This is a genomic window from Roseateles sp. P5_E1, from assembly GCF_054049335.1.
Map to the genome: position 1 here is coordinate 25,482 of NZ_JBFUMN010000031.1, position 12,205 is coordinate 37,686.

Consider the following 12,205-nt stretch of genomic DNA (forward strand, 5'->3'; position numbering starts at 1 on the left):
AGAGCGTAGCGGCGGGAGTTTTGCGCGGGCCTCGGTCTTCGAGCATCGCAGGGCACCCACCCGCTTTGCGGGTGGGCGGTTTCGCAGGGGCGATTTCTTTGCCTACTTTCTTGTTCGCACAAGAAAGTAGGTCGCCCGCCCGGGCGAACTCCGGGCATGGGCCTGTGCGCCAAGCCAAGCTCGGGAACAGATGACAGCCGGCCTCGCCATCTTCGCCCTGATGCTCGCGCTGATGGCCTTGCGCGTGCCCATCGCGGCCGCCATGTTCATCCCCGGGGCCCTGGGCTACGCCTGGATGAGCAATGACGCCGCGCTACTGAACCTCATCAAGGGCTCCGCCGTCGCGCGGCTGACGGTCTACGAGTTGTCCGTCATCCCGCTCTTTCTGCTGATGGGGCAGTTCGCCACCCAGGGCGGGCTTTCCAAGGCACTCTTTCGCGCCGCGTCTGCATGGGTCGGCCACTGGCGCGGCGGCCTGGCCTTTGCGGCCATCCTGGCGTCGGCCGCTTTCGGCTCGGTCTGCGGCTCGTCGGTGGCCACCTGCGCCACCATCACCCAGGTGGCCTACGGCGAGATGAAGGCCGCGGGCTATCACGGGCGCCTGTCCACTGCCGTGCTGGCGACGGGTGGCACGCTGGGCATTCTGATCCCGCCGTCGGTGCCGTTGATCGTCTACGCCATCCTGACCGAGCAGAACATCGCCAAGCTGTTCGCCGCCGCCTTCATCCCCGGCCTGATCGCAACCGCCGGCTATCTCGCGGTCATCGCCATCACCTGCCGGCTGCGGCCCCATCTGGCCGTGCCGGGACCGCGCCACAGCTGGAGCGAGCGCTGGCACGCTCTGCTGGGCGTATGGCCGCTGCTGGCCATCTTTGTCGTCGTCTTTGGCGGCATCTACGGTGGCCTGTTCAGCCCGACCGAGGGTGCCTCCATCGGCGCGCTGGCGACGCTGACCAGCGGCCTGCTGTCGGGCGAGCTGCGCGGCGATGGACTCAAGCGCGCGCTGCTGGGCACTGCCGAGACGACGGCCATGGTCTTCATGATCTTCCTCGGCGCCGACATGATGAATTCGGCCCTGGCGCTGACGCAGATGCCCGCGCACCTGGCGCAGTGGGTGGGCGGGCTGCCCGTGCCGCCGCTGGCCATCGTCGCCGGCGTGCTGGCCTTCTACGTGGTGCTGGGCTGCGTGATGGACGAGCTGTCCATGCTGCTGCTGACCATTCCCGTCATCTTCCCGACCATCATGGGCCTGGACCTGTTCGGCCTTGCGCCCGAGCCCAAGGCGATCTGGTTCGGCATCCTGGTGCTGATGACGGTGGGCATCGGCATGCTGGCGCCGCCGGTGGGGCTGAACGTCTATGTCGTCAACGGCATGGCGCGCGACGTGCCGATGAACGAGACCTACAAGGGCGTCATGCCCTTCCTGGCCAGCGACGTGCTGAGGTTGCTGCTGCTGCTGTTCGTGCCCGCCGTCACGGTCGGCGTGCTGCGCTGGCTGTGATGGGCCAGGCCGCCAGCAGACCCAGGGCGATGCCGACGCTGTCGGCCACCACGTCGTGCCAGTCGGCCTCGCGCGGTGGCAGAAAGCTCTGCGCGATCTCGATGCCAATGCCGTAGCCGATCAGCGCGATCACCAGCCAGACCCATTGCCGCGGCCGCTGCGAGACGGGCCACATGGCCCAGACACCGCTGAAGGCCAGCGCGGCAAAGGCGAGGGCATGGTTGGACTTGTCCCAGCCGGTGGTGATGGTCTTGGGCGGTGCCGGGCTCAGGGCCAGGCAGGTGATGACGATGAGCAGGACGGCGAGCAGGGCGCGCCAGAGTGCGCTGCGCTGCGGCGCGGTGCAGAGGTGCAGGAGAAAGCTGGGCATGGGGGCCGCATTGTGACGGCCCTATTTCATCTGCAGCATCCAGCCCTTGGCCTGGCGCAGATGGGCCACCAGCTGGGCCTGCGCCGCGCCGACGGCCGGGTCGGTGGCATTGAGCTTCTCCAGCAGTGCCGCGTCGATCAGCTCGCGCGAGGCCGAGTTCAGCATCCAGTTCATCGACGGCTGGCGTTGGCCCGGCAGTGCAGGCATGCGCAGCTCCGCCACCTGGCCGCAGCCGCCGATGCGCTTGATGAGCTCGACTGCCGAGTCCCGCGCGCGGGCGTCGTTGCTGTTCAGGATGCCCTGCGCCGGCGCGACCACCTCGTTCAGGCCCATGTGCGTGGCGCGGTAGCGGCGCCCGTCCAGCGGCTGCGCATCGGCAGCCGTGGGTGCGTCGCGGCACAGCCAGTCGTCGACCTGCGAGGCGCTGTTGACCAGCAGCAGCAGGCGCAGCCGCGAGCGGTCCAGGACGCCTTGGGCGGCACAGTTGTCCTCGGGCTTGCAGGCCTTGAGCCGCCCGCTGGCTTCGAGGTCGCGCAGCAAGTCGGAGAGCAGCAGTGTCGCGCTGGCTTCCACGTAGCCGCCATCGCCCAGACGGTCCCAGACGCGGCCGACATCGCCGTTCTCCTCATCCCTGTGCGCCTCCTTGAAGAGGACGGCTGCGGCAGGGCTGATGTAGGGGAAGCGGGCGCTGTTGTGCACGGCCTGAGCCAGCGTCATGCGCTCGACCTCCAGGCCGAGCGAGGGGTCGAGCAGGTCGATGCCGTCGCCACCGGCCAGCAGGAAGTCGGACTGGTAGACCCGCTGGCCGCGCGACAGGGCTGTGGCGTTCATGGCCAGCAGCGGCAGCCATTCGGCGTCGGTGGCGCGGCCGTGCAAGGCCGTCATCGCCTCGCCCCAGGGGTTGGGATGGGCGGTCGGGCGCAGCGGACATTGCTGGGCCAGGCTCCTGGGCCAGTCATGCGTCCAGACATTCTCCAGGCCGAGAGATCGGTCCGCGCCGGCGACGGCCAGGGGCAGGAAGCGCTGCACCAGGTCGGGGTAGAGCATGTCGCCGACCGGCGTGGCGAGATGGTCGCGGCCAGTGAAGTCGCGCACCAGCTTCCAGGGCGTGCAGTTGGCAGCATCGACCGCCTGGCGGCGCGCGTCCACGGCGGCGACGAAGCTGGCCGCGCCCAGGGCCCCGCCCGACGTGCCGCTGATGGCGAAGACCGAGTCGGCGAAGTTGACGCCCTGTTGTTCACCGAGATCCTGCAGGCGCGCCAGCGATGCGCTGCCCCAATACGCCGCGCGCGAGGCGCCGCCGGCCACGGCGACGATCACGAGCGGCCGCTTGCCGTCCGCGCCCACGGTGCGCAGCCAGGTTTGCACCCAGGCGTCGGCCGGTTGGCGGGCGGCGATGGCATTGCGAGCGCTGCGCTCAGGGTCGGCCACACGGTGGTTGTCGTTCAGCGGGGCAAATGCCACGAAGAGCAGCAGCGGCAACGGCGTCAGCGGCATGCGTATCAACGCCTTGGGTGCATAGGTCAGCAGGATGCCGCCAAAGACGATCCAGCTGCCCATGGCCAGCAGCACCAGGGCCGGTGAGCCGATGGCGCGCGCCGTGGCCTCGGGCCAGGCCACGAGGGCGGCGAACACGCCCCATTGCAGCAGCAGCACCAGCGCGACGAGCACGCGCGACGGCGTGCTCATGCGGTCCTCACGCTCCAGCAGCGCGATGGCCTCGCGCCGGCCATCCAGGGCGAGGCAACGCGCCAGCCACGAGCCCGTGCCGAGCTTGAGCAGCCAGGCGCGCCGCTTCCAGACAAAAAGGGCCAGTCCCGCCGTGACGGCCAGCAGCGCGACGCCGATGAGGCGCTCGCGCGTCTGCACCAGGAAGAAGATCGCGATGGGCAGGCCGCCGCCGAGGATGAGCCCGCGCGGCAGCCAGCGACGCAGGCCGTCGCCAAAGCGCGGGTTCATGCACTCGCCCAGCGTGTCGGGCTTGAAGCGGCGGTCCAGCAGCAGGCGGCTCACATACCAGGCCAGCAGCAGCCACAAGCCGAAGGCGAAGACGAGGAGGGCGGTCTGTGCGCTGCCCACTTCCAGCGACAGCAGCGTTTCGCGGGCCTGTTCCAGGCCGAGCAGCACGGCGACGCCGGCGATGACGATGACGACGGGAAAGGCGCACAGGCCCAGCACGCGCAGCAGATAGAGCATCCAGGGCACATCGCCCTCGGTCGTGGATGCCGTGGAAGGCGGCTCGGGCGGTGGAGGAGGCGCGGGCTCCTCCGACTTTGGCGGCGGCGGCGGGGAAAACTGCGGCGGCGGCGCGGGATCGCGGGGTGGGTAGACGACCGGAATCAGCATGGCCCGCACTCTAGCCGGGGGGCGCTGGGCGTCCAAGGGCGAGACGGAGCGGTGGCGACTCGTGACAAACCCTGGCAAGACGGGCGTTGCGCCGTCAGACCGATACAGTGCCAACGGACAACGGTGTCAGGGGAGAGAAAAAATGGACAACGGTCAACTGTTGCAGCTGGTGGGCAGCTTTGCTGTGGGCGGTTTGGTGGCGGGAGGTGCCGTCTACGCCTGGGCCGCCAAACGAATCAAGCGCGAGCATGAGCGGGTGATGCACGTGGAGCAGTCCCGCCAACTTGGCGCCCAGCAGCTCACCCAGGCACGCAAGCAGGTGGAGCAGCTGCAGCGCGATTGCCATGAGCTGCGCCTGGCAGTGCGGCCCGCGCCGCGCCAGGCTCCTGCACCTGTTGCCCCCCTGGATGCCGCCGAGGCCATGCGCCGCTATGCCGAGGCCAAGCTGCAGCCGCCAGCGGAGCCGGAGGCGGCCAAGGCGTTCAAGGACACCGTGGTCCTGCCCAAGTCCCAGTACTGAGCCCTTCACGGCCTTGTCACTGCCGGGACAAGACTGCGCGGCGGGCGCTGCCTAGAATCGAACGGTCGTTCTATTCTGGGTCGGCTGCGCAAGGCGCGGTGGGCCCGTCAACTGAGGTCGTGCCCATGACAGCCCATTACGAAGTTCGCGGCAGCGTCGCCGTGATCACGCTCGACAACCCGCCGGTCAACGGCCTGGGTTTTGCCACCCGCGCCGCCGTTGCGGCCGGTGTGGAGCGCGCCGAAGCCGATCCGGCCATCACCAGCCTGGTCATCACCGGCGCCGGCAAGGCCTTCTCGGGCGGTGCCGACATCAAGGAGTTCGGCAGCCCCAAGGCCTTGGCCGAGCCGAACCTGCTGAGCCTGATCGCTGTCGTCGAGAACTGCAGCAAGCCGGTCGTCGCGGCCATCCACAGCGTCTGCATGGGCGGTGGCCTGGAGTTGTCCCTGGGCTGCCACTACCGCGTCGCGCAGACCGGCACCAAGGTCGCGCTGCCCGAAGTGAAGCTGGGCCTGCTGCCTGGCGCCGGCGGCACGCAGCGCCTGCCGCGCGCGCTGGGCGTGGAGCCCGCGCTGAACATGATCGTCAGCGGCGAGCCGGTCGAGGCGCAGATGCTGGCCATGGTCCCGGGCCAGAAGCTGTTCGACAAGATCGTCGACGCCGACGTGGTCGACGCGGCCGTCAAGTTCGCTGAAGAAGTCTCCGAGAAGCGCCCGCTGCCCAAGGTGCGAGACCTGAAGGCCCGCCACCCCAACGCCGAGGCCTACTTCCAGTTCGCCCGCAACATGGTGGGCGGCATGAGCAAGAACTTCCCGGCACCATTGCGCTGCCTGGAGACCGTGGCCAGTGCCGTCAACATGAAGTTCGACGACGGCATGCGCGCCGAGCGCGAGGGTTTCATGGCATTGATGCTGACGCCCGAGTCCAAGGCGCTGCGCCACCTGTTCTTCGCCGAGCGCGTGGCCAGCAAGATCTCCGACGTGCCCGAAGACACGCCGCTGCGCACCATCGCCAAGGTGGGCGTCATCGGCGCCGGCACCATGGGTGGCGGCATCTCGATGAACTTCCTGAATGCGGGCATCCCGGTCACCATCCTGGAGACCAAGCAGGAAGCGCTGGACCGCGGCGTCGCGACGATCAAGAAGAACTACGAATCCCAGGTCAAGAAGGGCAAGCTCAAGGAAGACAAATACGCCCAGCGCATGGCGCTCTTGAGCACGACGCTGAGCTACGCCGACCTGGGTGACGCCGACCTCATCATCGAGGCGGTGTTCGAGGAGATCGGCGTCAAGGAGGCCGTCTTCAAGCAGCTGGACGAAGTCGCCAAGCCCGGCGCCATTCTCGCGTCCAACACCTCGACGCTGGACGTCGACAAGATCGCCTCCTTCACCAAGCGCCCGCAGGACGTGGTGGGCATGCACTTCTTCAGCCCAGCCAACGTGATGAAGCTGCTGGAGGTCGTGCGCGGCAAGGAAACCGCCAAGGATGTACTGGCGACGGTCATGGCCATTGGCAAGAAGATCAAGAAGACGGCTGTCGTGTCGGGCGTCTGCGACGGCTTCATCGGCAACCGCATGATCGAGCAGTACAGCCGCCAGGCCGGCTTCCTGCTCGATGAAGGCTGCACGCCGCAGCAGGTCGACAAGGCGGTCGAGAAGTTCGGCTTCGCGATGGGCCCGTTCCGCATGGGTGACCTGGCGGGCAATGACATCGGCTGGGCGATCCGCAAGCGCCGCGCTGTAGAGCGCGCCAACATGAAGTACTCGGCGAGCGCCGACCGCCTGTGCGAGCTGGGCCGCTTCGGCCAGAAGACCGGTGCTGGCTGGTACGACTACCTGCCTGGCAAGCGCGACGCGATCCCGTCACCGGTCGTCGACGAGATGCTCGCCAAGCACCGCGAAGCCATCGGCGCCAAGAAGCGCGACATCAGCGACGAGGAGATCGTGCACCGCCTGGTGTTCGCCCTGGTCAACGAGGCCGCGCATCTGCTGGAAGAGGGCATTGCCCAGCGCGCGTCGGACGTGGACATGGTCTACCTGACCGGCTACGGCTTTCCGATCTTCCGCGGTGGCCCGATGTGCTACGCCGACACCCTCGGCCTCTTCAACGTCGTGCAGGCAATGAAGCGCTTTGCCAAGAACCCGATGGATGACGGTGCGTTCTGGACGCCCGCCCCGCTGCTGGCCCGCCTCGTGGCGGAAGGCAAGAGCTTCACTTGATCGCAGCGCGCGACTGACAAGGAACAAGACATGAGCAACGCACTGATCGTCTCCACTGCCCGCACGCCGCTCGCCAAGAGCTGGAAGGGCGCGTTCAACATGACCCATGGCGCGACGCTGGGTGGCCACGCCGTCAAGGCAGCCGTCGAGCGCGCCGGCATCGATGGCGGTGCCATCGAAGACGTGCTGATGGGTTGCGCCACGCCCGAAGGCGCCACCGGCTCCAACATCGCGCGCCAGATCGCGCTGAAGGCCGGCCTGCCGATCACGGTGAGCGGCGTCACCATCAACCGCTTCTGTTCCAGCGGCCTGCAGACCATTGCGATGGCCGCGCAGCGCATCATTGCCGGCGAGGGCGATGTCTACATCGCCGGCGGCGTCGAGAGCATTTCCTGCGTGCAGCAAGAGGCCAACAAGCACATGCTGGTCGACCCGGCGCTGATGAAGCTCAAGCCTGAGATCTACTGGAACATGCTGCAGACCGCCGAGAACGTGGCCAAGCGCTACAACATCTCGCGTGAGCGCATGGACCAGTACGGCGCCGGCAGCCAGCAGAAGGCTTGCGCCGCCCAGGCCGCCGGCAAGTTCGCCGACGAACTGATCTCGGTGACGACCACCATGGGCGTGGCCGACAAGGTCATGGGCCTGATGAGCAAGGAAGTCACCATCAGCGCCGATGAGGGCCTGCGCGAAGGCACCACTTATGACGCCATCAAGGACCTGCGCTCCGCCATGCCCGGCGGTCTGATCTCGGCCGGCAACGCCAGCCAGTTCAGCGACGGTGCCGGCGCCTGCGCGCTGGTCAGCGAGCAATACGCGTCCACGCACAACCTCAAGCCCATCGGCCGTTTCCTCGGCTTTGCCGTGGCCGGTTGCGAGCCCGACGAGATGGGCATCGGCCCCGTCTTCGCCGTCCCCAAGGTGCTGAAGAAGCTCGGCCTGACGGTTGCCGACATCGACCTGTGGGAACTGAACGAAGCCTTCGCCGTGCAGGTGCTGTACTGCGCCGACACGCTGGGCATTCCGATGGACCGCCTGAACGTCAACGGCGGCGCAATCGCTGTCGGCCACCCTTATGGCGTGTCGGGCCAGCGCCTGACGGGCCACGCCCTCATCGAGGGAAAGCGCCGTGGTGCCAAGCGCGTCTGCGTGACGATGTGCATTGGCGGCGGCATGGGCGCGGCGGGCATCTTCGAAGTGCTCTGAAGACCATGGCCGTCTCGCCAGAGGTCTTCCTGCAGATGGGCCGCGAGATCCTGGCCAAGCAGGCCTTCAGCCGCCTGCTCGGCACGGAACTGGCGGCGCTGTCCCCGGGCAAGGTCGAGCTGCAGTTGGTGCTCAAGCCCGAGCATCTGCAGCAGCATGGTTTTGCGCATGGTGGCGTCGTCAGCTATCTGGCCGACAACGCGCTGACCTATGCCGGCGGCACGGCCATGCAGGTCGAGGTCGTGACGAGCGAGTTCAAGGTGAACTATGTGCGTCCGGCCGTTGGCGAACGCCTGATCGCCCGCGCCAGCGCCGACGCGGTCAGCAAGAGCCAGGCGGTCTGTCGCTGCGAGATCTTTGCCGTCAAGGGCGGCGCCGAGAAGCTCTGTGCGCTGGCGCAGGGCACCATCGTCCGCGTTGCGGGCGACTGATCATGGCCGACCTGGGCATTGAGCCCACGGCCGTCACCACAACGGGATAGCAGCCATGCGCGACACCCTGGAGTTCCTTCTGTTCGACTGGCTGCGTGCTGGCGACCTCACCGCGCGCGAGCGCTTTGCCGACCATTCGCGCGAGACCTTCAGCGCCGTGCTCGACACCTGCGAGCGCATCGCCCGCGAGAAGTTCGCGCCGAGCTACAGGCTGATGGACACGGAGGAGCCGCGCGTGGTTGTGGATGAAGGTGGCGAGCGCGTGCACCTGCCCGCGGCGACATTGGAGGCGGTCAATGCCCTGGTCGACTCCGGCATGATGGCTGCGGCGCATGACTACGAGCTGGGCGGCATGCAGCTGCCCTGCCTCGTCGAGACGGCCGCCAATGCCTTCGTCAGCATGGCCAACGTCCACGCTGGCTCCTACGGCGTGTTGACGACCTGCAATGCCAACCTGCTGATGGAACACGGCAGCGAGCGCCAGCGCGAGGTGTTCGCCAAGACGCTGCTGGCTGGTCAGTGGTTCGGCACCATGTGCCTGTCGGAGCCGCAGGCGGGCTCGTCGCTGTCCGATGTGGTCACGCGCGCCGAGCTGGAGGACGAGAACGACGCCCTCGGCCCGCGCTACCGCCTGCGCGGCAACAAGATGTGGATCTCGGGTGGCGAGCATGAGCTGCGCGAGAACATCGTCCACCTGGTGCTGGCCAAGATCCCGGGGCCGGACGGCAAGCTCATTCCGGGCACCAAGGGCATCTCGCTCTTCATCGTGCCCAAGCAAATGGTCGGCGAGAACGGCCAGCTGACCGGCGAGCGCAATGACATCGCGCTGGCCGGGTTGAACCACAAGCTCGGCCACCGCGGCACGACCAACTGCCTGCTGAACTTCGGCGAAGGCCGCTTCCAGCCGGAAGGCAAAGCGGGTGCCGTGGGCTATCTCGTCGGCAAGCCCGGCGAGGGCCTGCGCTGCATGTTCTTCATGATGAACGAGATGCGCATCGGCGTCGGCCTGGGCGCCGTCATGCTGGGCTATGCGGGCTATGAGGCCAGCCTGGAATACGCCAAGCAGCGCCCGCAAGGCCGCGCCATGACCACGGCCGGCAAGGACGCGGCCAGCCCGCAGCGGCCCATCATCGAACACGCCGATGTGCGCCGCATGCTGCTGGCGCAGAAGAGCTATGTCGAGGGTGGCCTGGCGCTGGAGCTGTACTGTGCCCGTCTCGTCGACGAGCTGAACACCGGTGACGCGAAGGCCGAGGCGCAGGCGCTGCTGGACGTGCTCATCCCCATCGCCAAGAGCTGGCCGAGCGAGTGGTGCCTGGAGTCCAACTCGCTGGCCATCCAGGTGCTGGGCGGCTATGGCTACACGCGTGATTTCCCCGTCGAGCAGTACTGGCGCGATCAGCGCCTGAACATGATCCACGAGGGGACGCATGGCATCCAGGCGCTGGACCTGCTGGGTCGCAAGGTGGTGCAGCAGGGCGGGGCGTCTCTCGCTGCTTTGGCCGCGCGAGTGCAGCAGACCATCGAGCGCGCGATGCAGACCGACTGGGCGCCGCAGGCCAACCAGCTGGCCGCAGCGTTGGCACAAGTGGGCGGCGCGACCAAGAAGGCCTGGAGCACCGGCGAGCCCGAGGAGGCGCTGGCCAATGCCACACCCTACATGCAGGCCTTCGGCCATACGGTGCTGGCCTGGTTGTGGCTGGACGTCCTGCTGAGCGTGCATGGCGACAGTGACTTCGCGCACGGCAAGCGCGCCGCTGCCCGCTACTTCTACGCCTACGAACTGCCCAAGATCGGCGCCTGGCTGGACGTGGTTGCGCGCCGCGAGCCGCTGTGCCGCGAAATGAAGCCTGAATATTTTTGAGAAGCTGGAGACACCATGAGCACCAAAGTCCAAGACCTGTTCGACCTCAGCGGCCAGGTGGCCCTCGTCACCGGCGGCTCGCGCGGCCTGGGCCTGCAGATCGCCGAGGCGCTGGGTGAAGCCGGCGCCAAGATCATGCTGACCTCGCGCAAGGCGTCAGACCTTGAAGAGTCCGCCGCCCACCTGCAGGCCCGCGGCATCGATGCGCGCTGGGTTGCGGCCGATGCGTCGGTGGCCGAAGACGCGCAGCGCGTCGTTGCCGAGACGATGGAGCGCTACGGCCAAATCGACATCCTCGTCAACAACGCCGGTGCCAGCTGGGGCGCGCCGGCCGAGGAGCATCCGATCGAGGCCTGGGACAAGGTCATGAACCTCAACATCCGCAGCCTCTTCGTCTTTGCGCAAGCGGTGGCCAAGGCCAGCATGATCCCGCGCAAGTCGGGCCGCATCATCAACGTGGCCTCCATCGCGGGCCTGGGCGGCAACTCGGCCGTCATGAAGACCATTGCCTACAACACCAGCAAGGGCGCGGCCGTGAACTTCACGCGCGCGCTGGCCGGCGAGTGGGGCCAATACGGCATCACCGTCAACGCGCTGGCGCCGGGCTTCTTCCCGAGCAAGATGACCAAGGGCCTGATGGCGACCATCGGTGAAGAGCAACTCGCTTCCCACGCGCCGCTGAACCGCATCGGCGATGACGACGACTTGAAGGGCGCGGCCCTGCTGTTTGCGTCGCGCGCCGGCAAGCACATCACCGGCCAGATCCTGGCGGTGGACGGCGGCGTCAGCGCCATCCATGGGGGATAAGCCTAGAAACGGCAGTCGACCGCTACCCAGCGCATGCAAGTTCTTGCTTCATCACAAGATTGGACCCACGGCCACGTTCACCATGTGGGTGGCAACGCTGCACGCCCGCCTGGCCTGCGCTGGCGCACGCTGGCCGCGTTGCTTCTCCTCGCGGGCGCGAGCCCGCAGCGTCGTCGCGCCTTGCCAGCGCACCCCAGCGCAGCCCCTTCGGCCGCGCCCAACTACCGTTTCTAGGCTGCCATGGAATTCCCGGTCCACATCCCCTTCGTCCAGCAACTCGGCTTCACGCTGCACTCGGTCGGCGACGGCGAGGCCGAGCTGCGGCTGACGATCAGCGAACAGCACCTGAACTCCTGGCGCGTGGCCCATGGCGGCGTGGTGATGACGCTGCTGGACGTGGCGATGGCGCATGCCGCCCGCAGCGTGAACCGGCACCTGTCGGACCTCGGTCCGGGCGTCGTCACGGTGGAGATGAAGACCAGCTTCATGCGCCCCGGCGAGGGCGAACTGCGCGCGGTGGGCAAGCTGCTGCATCGCTCGACGACCATGGCTTTCTGCGAGGGCTCGGTATTCGGTGCGGGTGACAAGCTCTGCGCCCATGCGACGGGCACCTTCAAATACCTGCGCGCTCTGCCGGCGGGCCGGCAGTTGAAGCCGCTGGGTGGTGAAGGCGACTGAGGCGCTGCGGCAGGCCTCACCCGCCTTCGATCAGTTGGACGCTTTGCACAACTTTGCGGCGCGACGGGCGCTTGTCCGACCACCGCGCGTCGGGGCCAGTCGTTGAATGACCTCCTGTCACTTGGAGATCGTCATGCTCAACAGAACCCTCCTCGCTTCGTGTCTGGTCGCCAGCTGTGCCTTTGGTGCAGCTGCACTCCCGACCGCAGCCGCGGCACAGGTCAGTGTGTCCATCCGGACCGCACCGCCGCCTCCGCGTCATG

The 12,205-nt window shown here is 67.7% G+C and carries 10 protein-coding genes; 8 read left to right on the forward strand and 2 right to left on the reverse strand.

The genetic code is table 11. The features are described 5' to 3' along the window. Positions 1-190: 190 nt before the first annotated feature. On the forward strand, positions 191-1,501 hold the full coding sequence (locus ACXJKJ_RS20355; protein WP_457391901.1) for a TRAP transporter large permease: 1,311 nt from the start codon (positions 191-193) through the stop codon (positions 1,499-1,501). On the opposite strand, the gene ACXJKJ_RS20360 is transcribed toward ACXJKJ_RS20355, so the two are convergent. Then, positions 1,473-1,871, reverse strand: a complete 399-nt coding sequence (locus ACXJKJ_RS20360) for a VanZ family protein (RefSeq protein ID WP_457391902.1) — start codon at positions 1,869-1,871, stop codon at positions 1,473-1,475. The two genes, ACXJKJ_RS20355 and ACXJKJ_RS20360, sit on opposite strands and share 29 nt — an antisense overlap. Before the next feature lie 21 nt (positions 1,872-1,892). Further along, on the reverse strand, positions 1,893-4,217 hold the full coding sequence (locus tag ACXJKJ_RS20365; protein WP_457391903.1) for a hypothetical protein: 2,325 nt from the start codon (positions 4,215-4,217) through the stop codon (positions 1,893-1,895). A gap of 142 nt (positions 4,218-4,359) precedes the next feature. On the opposite strand from ACXJKJ_RS20365, the gene ACXJKJ_RS20370 reads away from it, so the two are divergent. From ACXJKJ_RS20370 to ACXJKJ_RS20400, 7 genes are all read left to right on the forward strand, one after another. After that, complete coding sequence (locus ACXJKJ_RS20370; RefSeq protein ID WP_157282083.1) at positions 4,360-4,737, forward strand: hypothetical protein; 378 nt, start codon at positions 4,360-4,362, stop codon at positions 4,735-4,737. 125 nt (positions 4,738-4,862) lie between these two features. After that, positions 4,863-6,956: a 3-hydroxyacyl-CoA dehydrogenase NAD-binding domain-containing protein gene (locus ACXJKJ_RS20375; protein WP_457391904.1), complete on the forward strand. Its 2,094-nt coding sequence runs from the start codon at positions 4,863-4,865 to the stop codon at positions 6,954-6,956. Between the two features lie 30 nt (positions 6,957-6,986). Further along, positions 6,987-8,162, forward strand: a complete 1,176-nt coding sequence (locus ACXJKJ_RS20380; RefSeq protein ID WP_457320339.1) for an acetyl-CoA C-acyltransferase — start codon at positions 6,987-6,989, stop codon at positions 8,160-8,162. A 5-nt stretch (positions 8,163-8,167) separates the two neighbouring features. Then, a complete protein-coding gene (locus ACXJKJ_RS20385) occupies positions 8,168-8,593 on the forward strand; it encodes a PaaI family thioesterase (protein ID WP_457391905.1) in 426 nt (141 codons plus the stop codon). A 55-nt stretch (positions 8,594-8,648) separates the two neighbouring features. Then, a complete protein-coding gene (locus ACXJKJ_RS20390) occupies positions 8,649-10,457 on the forward strand; it encodes an acyl-CoA dehydrogenase (RefSeq protein WP_457391906.1) in 1,809 nt (602 codons plus the stop codon). 15 nt (positions 10,458-10,472) lie between these two features. Next, positions 10,473-11,264 (forward strand): SDR family oxidoreductase, encoded by a 792-nt coding sequence (locus ACXJKJ_RS20395; protein WP_457391908.1) that lies wholly within the window; start codon positions 10,473-10,475, stop codon positions 11,262-11,264. A gap of 240 nt (positions 11,265-11,504) precedes the next feature. Further along, a complete protein-coding gene (locus tag ACXJKJ_RS20400) occupies positions 11,505-11,942 on the forward strand; it encodes a PaaI family thioesterase (protein WP_457391910.1) in 438 nt (145 codons plus the stop codon). The last annotated feature ends 263 nt before the right edge of the window (positions 11,943-12,205 follow it).